Origin of the sequence: Methylorubrum pseudosasae (assembly GCF_029504475.1) — a bacterium.
GTDB lineage: Bacteria > Pseudomonadota > Alphaproteobacteria > Rhizobiales > Beijerinckiaceae > Methylobacterium > Methylobacterium extorquens.
Genome location: NZ_JAQGDU010000002.1, coordinates 119,508 through 139,863, shown reverse-complemented (window position 1 = coordinate 139,863; position 20,356 = coordinate 119,508). Strand labels below are relative to the sequence as shown.

At 63.3% G+C, this 20,356-nt stretch carries 13 protein-coding genes and 1 pseudogene; 3 read left to right on the top strand and 11 right to left on the bottom strand.

Annotated elements, in window-relative coordinates:
* Nucleotides 1-24: 24 nt before the first annotated feature.
* The 5 genes from M2437_RS01495 to M2437_RS01475 form a co-directional block, all read right to left on the bottom strand.
* Nucleotides 25-1,032 carry a glycosyltransferase family 2 protein gene (locus tag M2437_RS01495; RefSeq protein WP_253389203.1) on the bottom strand — a complete coding sequence of 336 codons (1,008 nt, stop codon included), beginning with the start codon at nucleotides 1,030-1,032 and terminating at the stop codon, nucleotides 25-27.
* Nucleotides 1,033-1,198: 166 nt separating this feature from the next.
* Nucleotides 1,199-2,188: a polysaccharide pyruvyl transferase family protein gene (locus M2437_RS01490; RefSeq protein WP_209688029.1), complete on the bottom strand. Its 990-nt coding sequence runs from the start codon at nucleotides 2,186-2,188 to the stop codon at nucleotides 1,199-1,201.
* 1 nt (nucleotide 2,189) lies between these two features.
* Nucleotides 2,190-4,160 carry a glycosyltransferase gene (locus tag M2437_RS01485; RefSeq protein WP_253389202.1) on the bottom strand — a complete coding sequence of 657 codons (1,971 nt, stop codon included), beginning with the start codon at nucleotides 4,158-4,160 and terminating at the stop codon, nucleotides 2,190-2,192.
* Between the two features lie 33 nt (nucleotides 4,161-4,193).
* Nucleotides 4,194-6,482: an AAA family ATPase gene (locus M2437_RS01480; protein WP_209688031.1), complete on the bottom strand. Its 2,289-nt coding sequence runs from the start codon at nucleotides 6,480-6,482 to the stop codon at nucleotides 4,194-4,196.
* Between the two features lie 97 nt (nucleotides 6,483-6,579).
* Nucleotides 6,580-7,362 (bottom strand): ParB N-terminal domain-containing protein, encoded by a 783-nt coding sequence (locus M2437_RS01475; RefSeq protein ID WP_209688032.1) that lies wholly within the window; start codon nucleotides 7,360-7,362, stop codon nucleotides 6,580-6,582.
* A 1,657-nt stretch (nucleotides 7,363-9,019) separates the two neighbouring features.
* On the opposite strand from M2437_RS01475, the gene M2437_RS01470 reads away from it, so the two are divergent.
* Nucleotides 9,020-9,736 carry a sugar transferase gene (locus tag M2437_RS01470; protein ID WP_209688033.1) on the top strand — a complete coding sequence of 239 codons (717 nt, stop codon included), beginning with the start codon at nucleotides 9,020-9,022 and terminating at the stop codon, nucleotides 9,734-9,736.
* A 96-nt stretch (nucleotides 9,737-9,832) separates the two neighbouring features.
* Here M2437_RS01470 and M2437_RS01465 read toward each other — a convergent pair whose 3' ends face one another.
* Nucleotides 9,833-10,960 (bottom strand): glycosyltransferase family 4 protein, encoded by a 1,128-nt coding sequence (locus tag M2437_RS01465; RefSeq protein ID WP_209688034.1) that lies wholly within the window; start codon nucleotides 10,958-10,960, stop codon nucleotides 9,833-9,835.
* Nucleotides 10,961-11,075: 115 nt separating this feature from the next.
* Nucleotides 11,076-12,338, bottom strand: a complete 1,263-nt coding sequence (locus M2437_RS01460) for an O-antigen ligase family protein (protein WP_209688035.1) — start codon at nucleotides 12,336-12,338, stop codon at nucleotides 11,076-11,078.
* A 1,090-nt stretch (nucleotides 12,339-13,428) separates the two neighbouring features.
* On the opposite strand from M2437_RS01460, the gene M2437_RS01455 reads away from it, so the two are divergent.
* Nucleotides 13,429-13,620, top strand: coding sequence for a hypothetical protein (locus M2437_RS01455; protein WP_209688036.1), 192 nt, complete (start codon nucleotides 13,429-13,431; stop codon nucleotides 13,618-13,620).
* A 107-nt stretch (nucleotides 13,621-13,727) separates the two neighbouring features.
* On the opposite strand, the gene M2437_RS01450 is transcribed toward M2437_RS01455, so the two are convergent.
* The gene (locus tag M2437_RS01450; RefSeq protein ID WP_209688037.1) at nucleotides 13,728-16,646 is read right to left on the bottom strand and encodes a family 16 glycosylhydrolase; all 2,919 of its coding nucleotides are present in this window, start codon (nucleotides 16,644-16,646) and stop codon (nucleotides 13,728-13,730) included.
* A gap of 425 nt (nucleotides 16,647-17,071) precedes the next feature.
* Here M2437_RS01450 and M2437_RS01445 point away from each other — a divergent pair, with 425 nt between their 5' ends.
* Nucleotides 17,072-18,484 carry an oligosaccharide flippase family protein gene (locus tag M2437_RS01445; protein WP_253389201.1) on the top strand — a complete coding sequence of 471 codons (1,413 nt, stop codon included), beginning with the start codon at nucleotides 17,072-17,074 and terminating at the stop codon, nucleotides 18,482-18,484.
* Nucleotides 18,485-18,599: 115 nt separating this feature from the next.
* On the opposite strand, the gene M2437_RS01440 is transcribed toward M2437_RS01445, so the two are convergent.
* The 3 genes and pseudogenes from M2437_RS01440 to M2437_RS01430 form a co-directional block, all read right to left on the bottom strand.
* Complete coding sequence (locus tag M2437_RS01440; protein WP_209688039.1) at nucleotides 18,600-18,896, bottom strand: hypothetical protein; 297 nt, start codon at nucleotides 18,894-18,896, stop codon at nucleotides 18,600-18,602.
* 393 nt (nucleotides 18,897-19,289) lie between these two features.
* Complete coding sequence (locus tag M2437_RS01435; protein ID WP_209688040.1) at nucleotides 19,290-19,673, bottom strand: hypothetical protein; 384 nt, start codon at nucleotides 19,671-19,673, stop codon at nucleotides 19,290-19,292.
* 239 nt (nucleotides 19,674-19,912) lie between these two features.
* Nucleotides 19,913-20,212 (bottom strand): annotated as a pseudogene (locus M2437_RS01430) (HlyD family type I secretion periplasmic adaptor subunit); the annotation flags it as partial.
* Between the last annotated feature and the right edge of the window lie 144 nt (nucleotides 20,213-20,356).

Genomic DNA, 20,356 nt, shown 5'->3' with positions numbered 1-20,356 from the left:
CGTGCCGGATTGCCACGTCCGCCGTTACGATGCCGTGACCGAGGAGGCCTGCATCTGACGAGTACGGATGGCCTCGGCCATCATCGTGAGAAAGCCGGCCGACCAGCTGATATGCATGACGGCCGCCGCGAGCCCCATCGCGAGTATGGCGGGGTCCCGCATCCGCACGGCCGCGGCGACCGACCAACCGGCATACAAGGCGACGTAGGCTGCGAGCACCAGGAGGGCCAACGGTTCGATCGCGCCGATGGCGAGGCTTGTCACGGCCGAGGCCGTCATGAGCAGCGGTGCCAACTGCCGGAGCTTCGGCCGGGTCCGATGCCGGACGAGGTTCCGGGCCCGGCCCCGGCCGTAGTGATAGTATTGCCGCGCGAGGCTACCGATCTCGGCCCGGGGGTAATAGGTGATCGTCGCTTCCGCGCACAGCCAGATCCGCCCGTTGGCCGCGGCCGCCCGGGCATCGAATTCCGCGTCCTCGTTATGCGTGAAGGTTTCGTCGTAGCCGTTCACCCCGAGGAAGAAGGCACGCCGGAAGGCCGCATGGTGCCCGTGATCGACGAAGCGCGAGGCGGTGTTTCGACGATGGGCCGAACCGCCATTCCCCAGGATACTGTTCTGCGCGGCGGCCACCGCACGTTGGAAGGGCCGCAATCCGACCGTCCGCATCGAGACGACGACGGAATCGGCCGCGTTCGCGCGCAGCGCCTCGACGCAGCGAGAGACGAAGTGAGGCGGATAATCCGCATGGGCATCCGCCCGCACCAGGATGGTGCCGGGCAGATCGGAGGCCGCCGCGAGATTGACGGCGGCGGATTGGATGCGTCGCGGATTCATCAGGAGGCGGACATTGGGATGGGCGGCGCCAATCCGGGCCGCGATCGCCTGGGTCGCGTCCGTGCTGCCCCCATCGACGATCACGATCGTCATCGGGCCGCGGTAATCCTGCCCGAGCAGGCCTGCGATGCAGGCCTCCAGATGCTTCTCCTCGTTCAGGACGGGTACGACGAGCAGGACACTCTCTTCGTCTATCACCGCGAAATCCCCCAGGTGAGATCGATGTGAGATCGATTTCGTGCCTCATCGAGCGGCCCCGGCCCCACCGAGCGGAGCGAACGGCGTTCGGCGTTGCCGGTCTCGCGTCCGCATTCCATTCGGGAGCCGATCGTCCGAGTTCCGGCCGGCGACTTGAGAAGGTCGCTCATCGGCCGCCGCGCCCCACCTGATCGAGGCGCTCCATCATCCGCGTCTGCAACTGCGTGATCGTGCCGGGGGTGCTGGGCTGGCCAACCACACGAGCGAGCCCCGTCAGCGCCTCCGCAGTCCGTGCCGGCGACATATCGTAGAAGCGGTTCAGCAGCCCGCTGCGCTTCGCCCAGGCCTTCACGCGGGCCTTCATGCGGGCCTTGGCTGTCATGGCTGGGCGAGCGGCCTGCTCCGTCCGCCCTCGCATGTCGCGCATGGCGATCGCGTCGGTGACGCTGACGGACGTCCCGATTGCCGCCATCGGCCGTCCATACCGCAGGAAGCCCGTCGCGCTCGGCGGCGGCACGATCGTGAATTCGAAGCCGCGCCCCAGGGAGCGCGTCCAGTCGAGCCACTTCGATGCCTGGAAATTGCCCGAGGTCGCGAAGGCGGCCCAGGGGACGCCGTAGGTATCGGCCAGGATCGCCCCGTGAAGCGATTCCGTGAGAACCATGCGGGCGCGGGCGATGCGCCCGATGACGGCCTCCGGACTGCCCCGAGGGTCGAGCAGCACATATCCGGCCAGCCGAGCCGCCTCCTCCCAGCCCGGATCATCGAGGGTTTGCCAGTGCGGGATCAGCAGGATCTCGCCGGAATCGTGGTGCGCGGCCGGGAACCGCGACGGGACCAAGGGTGCGAGGATCGCGCCGTCGCACAGAGCCCGGTCCGCTTCGAGGCCCAGGAGCGCGGCGGTGATCGGCCCGCGCACGCACCAGAACGTCACGTCGCGGTCTGCCCAGCGGCCCAGCGGATCGTTGCCGGCCCCACTGGAGAACACGTTCAACTGCCGGTACGGCGCGCACGGAAATCCGATGATGGTCCCGATTCCCACGAAGGCGACGGTCTCGCTCTCATCGAACAGGTCCGGCCGGAGAGCGGGCCAGAGCACACCGTTGAGATCGTCGCCGAAGTTGGGAACTCGGCCATGATAGTAGGTCAGCCGCACGTCAGAGCCTTTTCTCGACCGGCACGCCGGGCATGTTCGTGTGCGGTCTGGCCTGCGCGCCGGCCGCATTGGCTGGCGGTCGGACCGAGGCGAGAAGCTCCGCCAGTGGATCCTCCCCCCCTCCGGACGCCGCGGACCTCAGACGGGCAAGGCCGGCACCGGCGAGTTCGGCCCGGCGGACAGGCGCGGCGAGAAGTTCGGTGATCCGCTCCGCCATGGCTGCCGCCGTGTCGGCGACGCGGACGGTGGGCTGCAGGATTTCGGCAAGGCCGCCCCGTGCGGCGGAGGTCGCGACCACCGCCTTGCCGCATCGCAACGCCTCGAGAATCGCCGAGGAATCGTCGGAGAAAATCTGGCGCGGAAACACCACGACGCCCGCCCCGGCAAGCACGTCCGCTCTCGGCTCGGCCCGGACGACGCCGGGGGGAAGAGGCGCCGTCACCCCTGCTAGTCCGCCGCCGAGCCGAAGCACCGCGTTCGGGTGGGTCTCTCGCACGCGCGGCCAGACCGCGGCGAGGAACCAGTTCAACCCGGCAATCTCGGCCGCATTGCGCGCGCCGGCGATCGACACATGCCCGTCCTCTCCCGGATCTGGCGCGGCCGCGACCGGGCCACCTCTAAAAGCGGCGGGCATCGCGAGAGATCGGGTTTCGACCGCCACCGCGCCGCGGCGATGAACGCGGACGCCGTCTGCGCTCGGTTCGAGCGTGAGGCTGTCGGCGCCGAGCCTGTAGGGGAGGGAGGCCGCCACGAGCGATGGCTCGGCCAAGAGGACGTTGCCCGCGACGCGGCCGTGGCGGGCCAATTCGAGGCAGACTTCGCGCCCGATCCACCGGGGATCCGGCTCGGTCGAGCCGAGGATCCGCGTCCGGACGCTGTAGCCGCCGTCCGCGAACAGGCGCACGAGATCCCGACGTCGCGTCGCCGCTCCCGAGCCGCTTGGTCTACTGCCCGAGCGCTGCAACACGAGGAGGGAAGGCGTGCCCTGTCGCCGGACGGCAAGCCGCTGGAGCCGCCGCTCGATCCAGGCCCGTAGCGGCATCCGGAGCAGAGGCAGCGCCCCAGGCGCGGCACAGACGGCATGGACGATCTGAGCCGGCGAGCGCTTCTTGAGACCGTCGATCAGGCTCGCGAAGGCCGCCGCCCGCTCGAGCGAAGCCAGCACGGCCTCGTGAGCGGATACGATCTCCGGGCCGAGCGCCGCATGGGCCCGCAGCAGCTCTCGCTCAGCGTGGATCAGGCGCTGCGAATCGGCTTGGCTGAAGCGGTACGAGATCGAGCCGCTGTGCTTGCGATAACAATACAGCAACCACGGATAGAGACGGAAGCGGCGGCCGGCGGCCAGCAGCCGTACCAGCAGATTCGCGTCCTCGCCGATCCGGAGGGTCTCGTCGTAGCGGAACGCGCCCAGGGCCTGACGCCGGAAGAGCGGCTTGCAATAGCCGAGGGCGCGACTCGGACCGTAGATCGCGTTCGAGCGGATGAAATCCGGCAACGCAACCCAATACGGCTCCGTTGTTGTCTCCGGCAACATGGTGTCGATCCGGATGCTGTCCTCGTAGAAGGTCAGCAGGTCGTCCGCGACGATGTCCGCACCGTCCCGATCCGCCGCATCGAGCAGGATGCCGAGCCGCTCCGGATGGATGAGATCGTCGTTGTCGACGATCGCCAGCCACGCACCGCGCGCGGCCTCGATGCCGCGGTTGCGCGCGCCGGCCGGGCCAAGATTCGCGTCGAGCCTGATCAGCCGGACACGGTCGTCGCGCTGGCGATAGGACTCGACGATGGCCGGGCCGTCGTCGCCCGAGCAGTCGTCGACGACGATCAGTTCGAGGTCGCGGACGCTCTGAGCGAGCACGGACTCGATCGCGGCTGCGAGATAGCGGCCGCCCCGATAGTTCGACATGACGACGGAGACACGGGGACCGGGCGTCCCCTCCGCAGGACGCTCCATCAGGAGACCCGCAGCCACGCGAACCCAGGGTGAGACGCCGTCATCCGCCGCCTACAGGGACTGAGGCGTATGGACGTTGTAGCGCGCCCCGGCCCCCTGGTTCCAGGGAAAGTAGCGGCCGAAGTTCGATCGCTTGGCAAAGTTACGGTTCGCATCGGCCCGATTCAGGATAGCGCCGAGGACGCGGGTGGCATCGAAGCGGTCGCGGGAGATGCACTCGGCAAGCTGCCGGCTGTTGGAGCGGTTGGATCCCACGACCATGAAGTAATGATCGACGAGTTCGTCGGTCGCCCGCACGTCCAGGAAGTCGAGCATCGGCGGATAGTCAATGACGATAACGTCGGCATTCATCTTCATGGAGTCGAGCAGGGCCTTGTTGTTCGGCGACCGCAAGATCTCCGTACTGTGCTCCGCCCGCTCACCGATCACCGAAGGCAGCAGGAACAGCGACGCCCCACGCGCCTTCAAGGTGACGAGGGCCGGCGCGCTCCCGTTCCGGACGGACTCGATCAGCCCAACCTCGGCATCCGGCGCCAGGGTGCGGGAGAGCGAGGGGTAGCGAAGGTCGTAATCGAGCAGGATGACGCGCTTGCCGGACATGGCGAGGTAGTGAGCGAGGTTCGAGGCGACGGTGGTCTTCCCCTCGCCCGAGATCGCCGACACCATGCCGATCACGCGGCAGCCGCCATTCCGGTTCGGTGCCCGCTCCAGCAGCAGTTTGATCTCCTGCATCGCCTCGGCCGTCTCGGACAGCGGATGGACCACCGCTTCCAGGAGCAGGTCGCGGGAAGTCTCGCGGGGCCTCAGCCCGAACTCGTCGAGGAGACGCGGCAGCACTGTGCGGCCGGACCGGAAGGTTCTGACGGAGGGGATCGTGGCAACACAGGGAATGCCCGTCGCCTTCTCGATATCCGCCGCCGTCCGCACACTGTTGCGAAGCAGGTCGCGCAGGAAGGCGATCACGATGCCGCCGCCGATCCCGAGCAGGAGGGCCAGACCCAGGATTACCAGCCCCTTCGGCCACGCCTTGCGGAGCGGCGGATAGGCGGGCTCCACGATTCGGGCTTCGGAAATCGGGAACGACTGGTCTTGGACCGCCTGGGTGTATCGCTGGAGGAAGTTCTCGTAGAGCGCTCGATACGTCTGCGAGGAACTCTCGAGCGAGCGCAGCTCAACCCGCGAGCGGTTGTTGAGTCCTGCATCCGCCACAAGCTCGTCGAGGCGCTTCTTGATCGCCTGCTCACCCGTCAGGGCGACCTCGTACTCGCTCGCATAGCCCTCGGCGACTTGTCTCAGTTCACTCTGTAGCGAACGCTGGATCTCGGCCATCTCCGCGCGGGCGTTCGCGGCGGCGACGTGGTTCGAGCCGTATTTAGCCGAAATGTCCGCCTCGCGCTTCTTCGTGTCGAAGTATTGCTGGCGAAGTCGCACGATGACCTGATTCTGGGTCGACTCGATGACGGAGCCATCGACGATGTTCTTGTCGATGATCTCCTTGATCCGTTCGTAGCGGGCCTTCGCTTCGGCCGTCTTCGCCTGAGCCACACCGACGGCGGTGTTGAGGTCACCGACCTGCCGCTCGCTCATGAGACCCTTGTCGGTGTCCACGATGTTGGTCTTGACCTTGTAGTCCTGAACCGCGCGGTCCGCGGCCGTCGCCTGATCCCGCAGCTCCGCCAGCCGCGTCTCGAGCCAAGAGCGGCCGCGACGGGTCGTCTCGTATTTCGCTTCCAGAAGCCCGGTCAGGAAGCTGTCGGCGATCGCGTTCGCGTAGCGCGCCGATCGCACGGCCGAAGGCGTACGGGCCGAGATCTGAATGATGTTGGTGATGCCGACGCGCTTGATCTGTACTTGGCTGAGCAGCTTCTCGGCGGCGGCGAGTTTCACCTCCTCCTGCGTCTGCGCGGGTGCGCCGCTGCTCCGGAACTGATCGACGATCGGGCCAAGCAGCGACTGGATGAAGCCCTTCTCACTCAGTTCGCGGTAGACGGAAGGTCCCAGACGTTCGATCGCTGCGAGCGCCGTCGTGCTCGATCTAAGGATTTCGACTTGGCTTTCGACGATCGAATTGAGCACCTGCGAGTCCGTCGCGGTGTTCTGCTGGCGAAACAGCTCAGCTTGGCGCAGGTCGATCAGGATCTCGGCCGCCGCATCGAACTTCGGCGTCGCGATGATGAGGTAGAAGACGGCGAGCCCGAGGCAGGCTGCGACCGTTGCGGCAACGATGACCCGGGAACGCCGGAGGAAAGCCAGGGCCCCGGGCAGCCAAGCGAACGGCTCCGGCTGCTCGACGAGGTCGCCCCTCGCGGACGCTGTCGAGCTATTACTGAACTGAAGCATAGCTCGTTCCAATCACATCGAGCACAGTGACGCACGAAAGAACACGCGCGGAACAGCGGAATAAAAAGATCAACCGATGTAAGACAGGGGCCGAGATCTAGCTAGCGATTGTAAACAGCGCAACATCGCTCGAAATATTCTGCACGAACTTTTCTTTGAGCGCCTCCGTGAGCAGATCGGTCGGGCCTTTGCTGCCGTTCAGCCGCTGCTCGTTGATGGAGGCAAGAGCAGCCTCGATATCGACGTGATGCGCAGCTTCGATGATCCGATTCTCGATGTCATGCATATGCGAAAGTGAAGACACCGTTTCGGAGAGTGCTTTGATGACGCGCGCCGAAAGCATGCCGGCCCTATTGTTCTGCGTCTGGGTCACGCAACGCAGGGCGATCACGAGCGTGTCGGCACCGTACCGGCGCAGGCAGGCGCGCAGGGCCCCGACCGCCATGGTTTGCCCCGGCGGCTGACGGTCCGTGGCGATCGGATAGCGCAACAGGATCACGTCTGCCCGCTGGCACACCTCGGTGATCTCGATCGCCCAGGCTTCGCGGGCGGCGAGGGCGGCGGCATAGAGGGCCATGGGTGTGATGGGGGTGGTGACGCCGTTGATCGCCTTGAAGGCGGCCGCCTGCTCGCCCTGCGCCGCGATGACCACTTGGCAGGGAACGCTCTCGAAGCCGCAGAGTGCCGCGGCCGTGGTTCGGTGCTGTCCATCGATGATGGCGAACATGCCGCCCTCGACCGGGGACACGACGACGGGCGCAAAGAACGTCCATCTGAAGTCGCGTGCGATGCGAGTCACGTTGATGCGGCCCCGACCGACAATGGGGCGCTGATAAGACATATCGACCACAAGATCGGAGATCTTGATCCATTGAAGCATGGGGGCTGGCCCTATCAGAGGAGCCTTCGGTGCTTCGAAACCCTCGGTCGAAATCGAGCGCAAGTCTAACAATCTCCACCAATCTCTAGCCCTTAGTGGGTAGCCCGATAGTAGGGTGTCAAGTGGTCAAAAAATTCCGATCGCGTGTTTTAGTGAAAAGCTGCTCCGGCTACCAATCCCCAAGGAGCTAAATCTTGCCTCTGCTTGGAAAAGATAGATACTTTGAGGCCACTGCTCCCGGGTGAGATTTGGGTCGAATTTTTTCGAATGAACAAGAAGAGGCGGGGCCGCTGTTCCGAAATTCTAGAGAATATCCACGTATTAGAAAGCTCTGTTGCGCTACGCAGCCTTAAACAAAACGGAGTTATGGGGTGGAGTAAAGCTACAGTCGTTCCTGCTTCATGGTTCAGCCATCGCAGAAGCGCGCCCGAAATTGCTCGCAACATTTTGTCGTTCATAAGCATGATGGTAAGTAAGGTGGTGGCAAGCGCAATGCTGCGCCGATATTTAGTGGGATTTTATCTCATTTACGACGAAATTGTGTTTTCTTATAGCAATTATACCTCAAATTTGGTTCGGCGCGACTTTCGGCTACTCGATAAATATGCGATTGACCGCCTTTTATAAAATACTAAAATATAGACATATAGGATGACGGGCTTTCGATACCTTACTCGCGCTCATGCCATAAAGGGCCAAGTATAGTTTTTGTTTAATTTATGTAATTCAATGGCCTTCCTAGGCTATTGGATGAATGACTCGGAGAACTCAACTCTTCACAAAATTGTGCACAGAAAAACGCCTAAACTGCGCCGATTGGAGAGCCAGGGATGGCTGATTTGTCTGATTTATATATCAAAAATAACCGACCTTTATCGCAAATGCGAATTATAGTGCAATTTCGGGCCGTCCTAGGCAGATCATCTCAAACCGACGCCGATGTGATTCGACGCGATCGCGAGACGGCTCCCTACCCAACATTGCCTTCTAGAGCTGCATCCGACCGGATTGCAGCGGACGGGCGTCTCCCGGTCTTTCCTTTGACGCGCCGTCCTTCGACGAACCGGGGACCGCTTTGTCGGAATGCGCTCTAACAAATCGACTGCGTCACCCCAGTTCGTGAATGGGCGGTGCAATAGGTTGGTGCTGTCCCCGTTTGTATGAAGCCGGGAAATCGGCGTTCGATGAAGATCGTCGTCGGCCTTGGAGCCCTTTCGGCGCGCCAACCGCCCGTCGAACGCCCAATCAGCACCGCGCGGCGTCGCCTGCGCTGCCGCAACAGGCGGGTGATGCGACGCCGCGGACAGGCGGCACGGGGGAGTGCAGGACGTGAGGGCGCCGTCAAATCTAGTTCTGCCGGACGGCTAGACGAGTTGCCTGGCGTCGAACGGCTGATTGGCCGGATCGGTGGTCAACTCCCCCCGCCGAAGCCGCGTCTAAAGTTTCTATAGCGCTCCAGAATCTTCAGCAAATACAAACTTCGCCATGCCGACCTACTGAAATAAAATGTAATATAAATCTCCGCTGAGGCCATTGCTGAGTAATACTGCGCAGTTGGCCTAGTTGATGCTTGCGCTGCAGTGCGGCAATTGGTAGTACCCACTTATTAACAGCCCGTTACAGGAAAATTGGATTTTCCAACTCGGAGAGTAGCGGCATGATATCTGATGCTGATCCCACTTCCATATCTGTCACAATTGCAGAACCGAGGGATTCGAAGGCTCGGGCAATCCAAAACAATATTCTGACGAAGCTGCGGCCGATCGAACCCGGCATCAAGCGTGGGCTCGACATCTCCATTGCCGCTCTGGCGTTGCTGTTCTTGCTCCCTTTGATGCTGGTGATTGCCTTTCTCATCTGGCGCAGCGATCGCGGGGCTCCGATTTTCCACCATGTTCGGATCGGGCGGGACGCGCGGCTGTTCGGCTGCCTGAAATTCCGTTCGATGGTGATGGACAGCGAGCGGCTGCTTGCCGAGCATCTTGCTACGAATCCGGAGGCTGCTGCAGAGTGGGCTGCGACGCACAAGCTCAGGAAGGATCCCCGCATCACGCGCCTGGGTCATTTCTTGCGCAAGTCGAGCCTCGACGAACTGCCGCAGCTCTTCAACGTGCTTCGGGGTGAGATGAGCCTCGTCGGGCCGCGCCCGATCGTTCCTGGCGAAATCACCCGCTATGGTACCGCCTTCGAGACCTGCTTCTCGGTCACCCCGGGCGTGACGGGCCTCTGGCAGGTTTCCGGCCGTAGCAACTGCACTTATGCGGAACGCGTCGCCCTGGATCTCGAATACGCCCGCAACTGGCACCTCGGCCGCGATCTTTCGATCTTGCTTCGCACGGTGCCAGCCGTGTTGGCGCAGCGCGGTAGTCGCTAGCCGAGACATCTCGCGCCCGGGGTCGCGCACCGATGCCGCCGGGCCAGATTCGCGCCGTATCCTCCGCCGTTCAGGGAAACCTGAACGGCGGACGCGTTATGGCCCGTTCGAAATAGCCTGCTGGTAGAGATCGTCCCAGAAGGCTGATGAACTCGGAATGTCGAACCGGGTCTCGATCTCCGCATACGCGGCCCGTCGCATCCGGCGGTAGCCGTCGTCATCGGACAGCTGCCGCTCCACGGCCGTCAGCGCCTCCTCGGCCAAGCGCTCGATGTCATCACGGACGATCGCCTCATAGGTCGCCGTGTGGCGGCCGGGATGGCCGCCATGGACCCATTCCCCCCAGGGATTGGTCGGCAGATCGAGCATGATCCCGTTCACGCCGTCGTGGATGAACTCAGGCAGGGCGCCCTGACGGCTCGCGATGACGGGCGTTCCACAGGCCATGGATTCCAGGGCGCTGTACCCGAAGGTGTCGGAGAACGTCGTCAGCACGCTGAAATGCATCGTCCCGAGTAGATCGAGAACCTCCCGATTGGGCAGGGTCGGGTGCAGCGTCACATTCGGCCTGTCCAGCATGCGTCGATAGGGATCGAAGAAGGCGTCCCGGGTCGGATCGGTCCAAACCGCGGCCCCCATTTCGAGCCCGGACACGATATGCACCTCGACGGGAATGCCGCGCCGGGCTGCGAGTTCGGCGATGCGCACCGCCACGCAGCCCCCCTTGCGAGCAAAGTGATTGCCCACGAACGCGATGCGGATCGGGCTCGGGGGCGGCCCAACCTGAAAGGGCCGCGTGGCGATGCTCGGATTGCGGACGACCATCTTCGCCTTCAACGCCGGCCACCAGGGTCGGTGCTCGTGATCGCGCGTGATCAAGCCACTCGCGTATCGGGAGATCGGGATGATCGCCCGGCACCGCTGCGAGGCGAGGGAGCGCGCCATTCGCTTGTAGAGGGCCGACGTCTCGATTCCGAAGCCGCGCGGGATGTGCGACTCGCAGCCGATGACATAGGGCGTCCGGCCGAGCGGGATGCGGTTGAAGGCGTGGACGAGGTCGAAAGGCTTGAAGAGCACGGTTGGGAAGGCGGTGATTCCCTCGATCTTGGGGCTGATCTTGTTGGCGGGGATGAAGAAGGCGCGCGTGATGTCATGCCGCGACGCCCGCGGGCCCGTGAAGGTCCAGGGGTAGCGCTCGGGTGCGAGGATCTTGAGCCGTTTCATCTGGAATTCGTCTGTCTGCTTGCCCGCAACGGACGGAATGACGTCGTCACCTCGATCGCACAGGCCTCACAGAACCCCGCGCTGCATCGCACAAACTTTAGAAGTGCCGGCACGATCAGGACGCTCCGATGGTCGGATGGACCTGGACCGGCACGGGCATCCGGCCCGTGATGGCCGGGGCGGATGCCGCGTGCAGCCGGGCGACCGCGCTCTGCTTGGCGTAGAAGGCCGACACCGCGAAAACGAGGAAGGCCGGCGCGAAGGGCTGCATCAGGTCGACGCCCTGCATCTGAATGATCAACGTGTAGAGGGCGATGGACAGATACAGCGCCGCCATCGTGCTGAAGTTGTTCCTCAAGGTCGACAGGGCGTGTCGCAGCGCATCCGCGATGTAGAGGCCCAGGAGACCGAGGCCGACCAGCCCCGTTTCCACCAAAGTCTGATAGATCAGATTGTGGAAGTGGAAGCCGGTACGGCTCTTGATCATCATCAGGCGCCAGAGAGCCTCGGCAGGGCCATATCCTTGTACCCAGAAGCTCGCACCGCCCATTCCTAGGAGGGGGCGCTCGGGCCAGATCCGCTCGGCGTAGAACCAGAGCGTCGTCCTCCCGGTCAGGGTCGCATCCTTCCCGACGGCTGCAAGCAGCGCGTCACGGAAGAAGTAGGCGCCGAGGCCGAGACCCACCAACGACGCGGCTCCAATCAGAGCCGAGATCTCGACGACGGAAGCCCGTTGGCGAGCCGGATAAAGACCCGGCAAGCTGAGAGCGACGAAGGTCAGGATGCCCATCGTCAGGGCGGCGAGGGCGCCGACCGATCCGGATTTGAGGGCCGTAACGCAGCCGATCAGGAGACCTAGGGCCGCCAGGCAGCGCCATAGCGGTGTCGAGGTCGCGTTCGTGAGGATGGCGGCCGAGATGATCGCAAGCAGGGAGGCGCAATAGCCGAGACTGTTTTTGTGGGAGAGAACGCCAACGAGGTTCATTCGACCCGTCAGCCCGTCCATGCCCATCCGGCCGGAAGCCAGACTTGCGACACACACCGCCCCACAAACCGCGAGCATGATCACCGCGAATTGCTGCCGGTTGACCAATCGGGTGATTTGGGCCGCGAACAGCAGGGTCAGACCGCTCTGCAACGCGAAACGTAGAGTCGTGTCCGGGACGAGCGACCACATCGCGGAAAGCGCCAGAAATCCTGGGAAGAGCCAGGGCACGATCCCCGTCATCCGCACGGTTTCGACCAGTTTATGTGGATAGATGAGGAAGGCGCAGCTCAGGCCGACCATGCAAAAATACAACGGGACCGAGCCGACCGTCTCAGCAAACAGGGTCGCCGTAAAGATGAAGCCGGCTACGAGTATATCGACGATGCGCATTAAGCCTTCGCGCTTCCGGAAGTAACGACCACAGTCCCCCTGGACACGACGAAAGGCGCCCGCTGAGTTGCTGTAGGTCTAGAGTCCAAATGGAGCGATAGACGATATGGGCCGTGAGGACAATGTCGAGCGCGGCCGTAAAGAAAAATTTCAGCTGAAAGTCATCGCTCTACGGCGGTCCGTCTTCACGCCGAACAGGATGTGTCGCGCGAGCAAGGGTTTGCCGTTGTGCATCGAATGAAAACCAGGGATCGACTGCTGTTTCCTGCCGGCCCATGCTGTCCCGGCCTGCCCTGCGGCCGAGACCGGCGGGGCACTTCTAAAAAAGCCGGTGTTTTCGCAATGTGCTCGACCAGTGAAGGAGACCGCGGAGGCGGTAGGATCGGAATGGCCCCTCGCAACGAGGGTGCTGTTTATTTTTTGGCCCCACTCAAGCCTAATCGCGAAGCGGCGAGCCGTCTGAGATCGGAGCCGAGGCGATGATCTCGAGGAAAATTGCCAGACCTGCCAAATAAAAACTGGCCAAGATCAACATGATGGCGTCCACTAAAGTGCCGCGCCCATCTGCGGCTTGAGACATATAACGCAATATCGAGTCTCAGGTCTCTAGTGGCGCTGAAATTTGTTTCAAAGCACCCAAAACTTAATCACCCCAAAGCTGATCACGCGGCAGGTTCGTCGACGCCCACGTCGCTGACGTTCTCTGCCACCGGACCGGCGATGCGGTTTTCAGACCATCAGGCCGATGACGAGCTCGCCGAGCCGGCGCGATGCCAAGGCTAAACCGAAACTTGGCAGACCGGAGGAGCGACGGATCGGTGTGAGACACTGTTTCGGAGGTGCGGCCGATGCCCCGCCTGCAAGCACCGCCCCCACCGCGTCCCGCTTTCGGCATGCGGCCCGGCTTGCCCTTCTCATGAATTCTGTTTGGTTTTCCCGTGGGGGCAAAATTCTAACGAATCTAGCATTCCACGGTGCGGCAGAGCTCGATTATAATAAACGGCACCTTAACGCTCGCATGGACTCCAGCAGCGACTCATGGTCTAAGCAAGCAAAGACAACATCACTCTCTGTTTTATGAGATTGCGCCGTGATCCTCGATCCCGATCCGCTCTGGTATGACCGTGAAGATCCGGATGAGCCGATGGGGCTCTTGTGTCTTGTGCTGAGCATCGGGCTCGTTTCGCTGGCGCGTTTGTTTTTCTTGCCTGAAGAAATTTGGCCCGAGATCAAGCGCGCGACCGTCGCCGCCTTCCGGGATGTCGAGGGGACGCATTCGTGAAGCCGTACACGATGGATTTTCCCCATCGTATACGGCTCTGATCCTCGAGTGTTGCGTCAGAGTTTTCTTTTCCAGGAAGTCTTGAGTCCTGGTCGCTTGTGCTGCGCTCAGACGAACATGAAGTAGTCGTGCGTAAGCTGTACCGGGGAGACCTGCTTCAGCGTGATGCTGTCATGAGCATCGAAGGTGATGACCGTGTCGGCGCCGACCGCGGTGATCGAAAGTTGATTGAAGTCGCTGGCCAGATCCCGGTCGATATGGATGACGTCTCGGGTGGCCGGGTTCCCGAAATGGAAGCCCTGGATCACGTCTTTGCCGAAATCGCCGTGGAACGTGAAGGTGTCGGAGCCAAGACTCTTGAACGTGTCGGCGACCTTCTCCGTCGACACGAACATCTGGTCCAGCTGGTAGCCGGTTTGCAGATGTGATCCGTCCTTGAGCGTCTGGTCGATGAACTTGACCTTCCCACTGGTATCGAAGGCGGTGTGCTGCTGCGTGTAGGCCCGGCCCGTGACATTGTAGAGGAAGGTGTCGCTCGAAGCGTCGGCGTTCCGGAACGTCTCCTGTGTCAAGATGCCGTTCGTGAACGTCTTCAGGTCGGCGACGATCGGCGAGCCCGCGGCATAGGTCTTGTGCTCGGACTGGATGACATCGTTGACGTACTTCTGCTGCGTCAGAGTCCCGTCGTTGCTTGAGATCGAGCGGTTCGACAACGTGCCGTTGGGCGCGAAAATCTCCGTCGTCTTGCTTCCGCTGTCGGTGTCGAATTCGTACTTATAGGTCGAAGCGCCGTTGGCCGCCGACCGCTCAATCGACAACAGCGTGTTGTCGGCGGCATATTTCTCGTGGGCAGAGACGTAGGCCTGTCCCGTCACGTTGCTGAGGTAGATGTCCTTGGTCCCGTCGGCGTGCGTTTCGACCTCTCGCACCAGCTTGCCGTTGGTGTAGCTGAACGTCTCGGTCGACCTGTCCGCGTAGGTCACGACCTTGCTGGCGATCAATCCACTCGCGAAGGTTGATGATGCGCTCGAAACGAAGGCGCCGTTCGCGTCGTAATCTGCGTCGTAGGTCGAGGTCCCGGACTGACGGGTGATGGTGAAGCTGTAGCCTCCCTTGATGGCCGCCAGGGCCGCCTTGCTGCTGGCCAGGAGGCTGTTGATCGTCGCGACGCTGTCGACCGGAAGCTCACGGCTGTCGGTCAGATAGATGCCACCGAGATTGGTCTTGGCCGCGAGCGTTCCGAGTTGGCCGACAATCTGGCCGGCGGTCCCGACCGCGACCGTGACGGCATTGCTGACAGCGCCGTCCCCGGTCCGGATCGTCACCTCGTGGCTTCCCGCGTTGAGGTTGTTGAGCGTCAGGGCGAACTGGCCCGTGCTCGCATCCACCTTGCCCGAACCGATCTCATTCTGGTTCGAATAGACGGTCACCGTCGTGTTGGCGGCCGCGGTGCCCGTCAGCACGAGCTTGGCGCCCCCAGCCGCCGAACCGGCTCCGAGATCCGCGACCTTCAACGTCGCCGGTACGACCGGTGCGGCGGGCGCGACCGGAACGACGGGCTTCGGAGCCGGCGCCGGCACGGCATCCGGAGCCGGGGTGACGAGGGGTGCGTCCGCGCTGCCCGATTTGGCCGCGTAGGCGCGGATGTAATCGATGTTCATGCGGCCGACCGCGGGCGTGGTGGCGTCGGTCGCGCCACCCCAGCTACCGCCCATGGCGAGGTTGGCGATCATGTACATCGGCTTGTGCATGTCGGCCGGCGTCGCCGTCTGCGCGACCTGATTGCCGTCGATGTACCAAGTGATCTTGTCGGCCTGCCAATTCACGCCGTAGGTGTGGAAGCCCTTCGAGGTGTCCACGGAGGTGATGATGCTCTGGGCCTCGACACGTTTGCCGGTCTGAGCGCTGTGGGCGGTGGCGTAAATGGTGTTCGGGTCCTTGCCGAGCACCTCGAAAACGTCGAGTTCCGGCGGCCAGGAATTGTCGGTCGGCATCAGCCAGAAGGCCGGCCAGTAGCCTTGTCCGGCGGGCAGTTCGGCGCGGATCTCGAAGTAGCCGTACTGCTGGGCGAACGACATCTTCGTGGTCATGACACCGGAGACGTAGTTCTCGTTCCAGAGCATCGGCTTGTACTGCTCGGGCGTCTTCTTCGCCGTGATGGTCAGAACGCCGTTGTCGACCGAGAAGGGGTTGAGGCCGACCGCATCCCAGGCGGCGTCAAGATAGACCTGTTCGCCGCCGTTCATGGTCCGGCTGGTCTGGCTGCCGACACCGCCGAAGCCGAACTCCGTGCGCCAGACGCCGGTCGGCGTCGCGGTCGGCGTCAGGCTGTTGTACCAGTTGAAGGCATTGAACTCGTCGCCGAAGGTCTGCGCGAATTTAGACATGTCGACCGGAAGGCTGAAATTTTCGGCCTTGAGACTCGAGACGGAAACGTCGCGCAGGGTCAGCGTCTCGCTGCCGAGCTTGATCACCACATCGGCGCCGACCTGGCTCATCTGCGACTTGAGTTTGGCGAAGCTGTTCAGGTCCGCGTAATCGTTGAGCTGAACGATATCCTGCCGGACATCGAAGCTGTAGATCACGTCCGATCCGCTGCCTTTGGCCACGAGGATCGTGTCCTTGCCGGCGCCGGCGATGATCACATCGTTTCCGCCCCCCCCGTTGAGGGTCTGCCGGCCGGTGCCGGCGGCCTTGATGATGTTGTCCAACTTGTTGCCGGTTCCCGAATGTCCGAGGACCGTGAGGTTCTCGACGTTGTCCGGCAGGACGTAATGGTCCGCCGTGGAGACGACGGTATCGATCCCCTTGCTCGCCTTCTCGATGACGAAGTCCTTGTTCGTGTAGATGTAGTAGGTGTCATCGCCGTCCTCACCCGCGAGCGTGGTGGAACCACCGGTGCGCAGGCCGTCGTTCCCCGACGTGCCGACCGTTGTGCCCTTTGCCGTCCCAAGAAATCCCTTTGTCGTCGCGCCGCTGACAAACAGGCTCCGGCCGGCAGAGTTGATGTACGCTTGCTTCGCCATGGCTTTTCCTCGAACAAGATCTCTTGTAATGATCAGTAATTCGTGGAACCGAAGCTTCGGTGGACTCAATCTGTCAAATTGTACGCATTGCCAGCAGAACAAGCATTCGGGCTTATGCTCCAAGACTCAGTGAATCGGGAATTAATGCTTGAGTTGGTCTGAATTTATTTTTCCAATGAACTGTCGAAAGTAGGGGCTCTTCACAGGATCAATCCGAGATGCCATGGAAGCGTCCGATGCCTTCCTCCAAGCCTAGGCGCGGATCACGGTCGGCCGTCTCCTCCTAACCCCGGCCCGCGCCCGGATGCACGCTCCAGGCTCGTCTCTCACGGGGTTGGCGCGAACCCGCTCGACAGTCGCACCGATGCCGGACCATTCCGCTCTGCGATCCGGATGGGTCGGTTCCACGCCGAGGTTTGATAGATATGCTCGGTCCGCTGCTCTGGTCGCTGCTCAATGCGGCCGCCACCGTCTTCATCCCGTTCGGCCTCTTCGTCGTGTTTGCCCGGACGGCGGAGGCTTGGCAGGTGGGGGCTGTGGCCGTAGCCATCTCGCTGGCTGAAATCCTCAAGGCCCTCTGCCCACAGGGACTCTATGAGTTGCTGCTGCGTCGGGCCGATCCCGGTCAGGACCGCGCCGCCTTCGGCCTGCTGCTGGTCTCCGGCGCGGCGGCGGCGGCGGTCTATGCCGGGTTGCTGCTCCTCGTGAGCCATCACCGGCCGGATTTCGCCGAGATCCTGCCCGCCCTTCTGGTGCTGACCCCGAAGCTGTTCTTCGACCTCGCGACCGTTCTCCCGCAGGCCGTCGTGACCCGGCAGCGGGCGCTTCGTCGATTGGCGATGCGCACTCTAACGGCGAACGCGGTGGCGGCGGTCAGCGGCAGTGCCCTCGCGGTGGCCGGGCACGCCCTGGCCGGGCTCGTCCTCTACTATCTGCTGCAATCGCTCTGCGGCTTCCTGCTCCTCGTCCGGGCCGGAGGCGCCGAACTCGAGCGGCCAAGCTTTAGATTCGGACCGTTGGCGCACTTGGCGCCCGAAGCAACTTACGCCTCGATGGTGCGGCTCGTCGGCACCGCCAACAGCTACGCCGACACGCTGGTGGTCGCATCCTTCCTCTCTCCGGCCCTCGTCGGCGCCTACAACCTGGGCAAGCGGATCGAGACGATCCTCATCACGGCGTCGGCCTCGTTCAGCTCGATGCTCTATCAGCCGGCCTTCGCCCAGGGCGACTTGGCCGAGCGTACGCGCATGACCGAAACCTCGATCCGGCTCACGACGCTGATCTTCGGTCTTCCCGTCATGCTCTTCGTGGCCTTCGACGAGGTCTTGATCCGGTGGGCTTTCGGCCCGCGCTGGGTCGAGGCCGCGCCCGCTGCCGCCATCCTGGCGGTGTCGGGGCTTTGTCGGATCTATGGCTCGATCCACGGCTCACTGCTCGCCGTGCGAAACCGGAACCGGGCGCTCCTCGCCTACGCGCTCGCCTCGGTTTCGGTCGGCCTGGGAGCCGTGGCGGCGCTCTCCGGATACGGCCTCGTTTGGATCGCCGCCGGCGTCGCGATCAAGAACGCCGCCTTCTGCGGCATTGCCGTGACTTTGACCCGCCACGATAGCGCGACATCGGCCATGGTCTACTTGCGGCACGTCATCCTGCCGCTCGGGCTCGGGCTTGGAAGCGCCCTCGCCACGCAGCGCCTCTGCGCAAACCTGCTCGCCGGTCATTCTCAGACCGAAATGCTGCAGGTGCTGGCCTGCGGCGTGGTCGTCGGCGGTGGCGCGGCGCTTCTGTATGCCCGCGACATCACCCGCGTCCTTCGCCGGTTCAGGCGCCGCGGCGCCTGAACCGGGCCACAGCTCGACCCGCGTCGCCACGCGAGCATACCGAGGCGGGTCGCTTCCTTCGGGATGACGGCTTCGGGCTTCGCCCAGGCGCCGTGCGGCCTCGCGAATCCGCCCCTCAGGCGGCGCGGGATTGCTTGCCCGCCGGCTTCGCGCGGTCCACGTCGCCCCGCTGCGCGATCTCGCGAAGGGCTTTCACCATCTGGTCCGTTTGATCATTGACCGGTTCATCGTCTTCGCAATCCTCGCCGGCCCAATCCTCACCGCGGCGCGCCATCAGGACGAAGGCTGCCACGGCGGCGCAGAGGCTCCCCCCGGGAATGGCGCAGGCCAGCGCGGTGCCGAGACCGTAGGACAACATCAGGGCACCGATCCCCACGCCGCCGCCGATCGCCGATAGGACAATGAACGCCATGACGCATCTCCTTCACCCCGCTCTCGCGGGACCAACGCCGCCACACGCACGAACCGAGGAGCGCGCTGAACCTACCAGAACAACCGGCCGGTTCTTGGCCGATGATACCTTCGCCTCATCTCTGCGCAAATCGGCTTAATGCGTCGCTAATAGAACGGACCGGTATTGTCGTGAATCGACGCCACCATGGTCCGCTGTCCGGGGCAAGATCGCGGAGGCCGCGGACGACGGGGGAAGCAAATCAACGCCTCGCGTTCGCGCCCGCCGATGCGAACGCCCGCACGGCGGTCCCTCCCCAGGGGCAAGTCTCGGCGGCCGGGGGACGCATCCTCCGAAGCGGTCACATCACCGTCTCTGCTCAGGAAGGCCTGCGCCGGAGGATGGTCGGGCCGGTCAGCCGACGGCCGTCTCTGATGTCGCGTCGGGAAGCCCTCGGAGCACGGCTTCGTGCAGGACTCTCAGCCAGTGCAGGGCTTCCTTGGCCTTGGCCTCGGCGATCTCCGCGCGCCGTTCGGCAGCGAGGGTGGACGTCCGACTCGAAGCCGCAGCCTCCACGATCTTTTCGACATTCGCGAGGGTGACCGACCAGTCGAACTCGTCCCCGGCAGTCGGCTTGTCAGCCTCGTCGCGTTGGGAGAGCGTGCTCGTAAAATTCTTTGGCAGGAGACGATCGAGGTCACTTTCGGGTTGCCGAAAAGACTTCACGAAGATGTCGCGAACGCGCTCGGCCTCGTCATCGACCGATGGCGTGTAATCTGGTTTTATTTCTGCTTTCATGGTGAGGTGGTCCTAAGCCTCAGGCTGAAGCCGCACAGTTAAGCAGGTTTCCGGTGGATATTTGGTTACAGGAAGCTGGATGGAGGGCTCTGCTTCGTCGATCGACGGGATTTATCGCAATCGACGTCGCGAACGCATGGATAAAGTCGCTCTCCGGTTGATCGGAACCGGCGGTGGATCACCAAATCCCGGCGGTGTTCGCGCGACGCCCGCAGCTTGCCGGTGACGAAGCTGACCTTGCGCGCCGTGAACAGTCGGGTCTCGCCCTCGGTTAAATGGGCCACGGGCGGGAAGGTGGCCGCCCCGGCGCGCTCCGCCTCGTCGCGGGCGCGGTGAGCCGAGAGTTCGTCCAGCGCGTTCAGGATGATGTCGAGGCTCGCCCGAGTCTGGGTTTCGTCGAGACGGATCAGCACGTCACCGGCCTGAACCCGTGCCCCTTCTCGCACCCGCAGCGCGCGGCCGCCGGTGGGATGCTGCACCTTCTTGATGTCGGGCTCGACCACGAGCTGGCCCGGCGCGATCACGGCGCCCGAGATCTCGAATCGTCCCTGGGCTGGATTCTTTAGAAAGCCGGATTCTTTAGAAATCGGAGCCGTCGGCAGACGCAGGTTCGCGCAGTTCCGCGCAACCTGGATCGGTCGCCTCGGCGGGCGGTCCTGCGGCTCTCTCGGGCACCGCTCCGT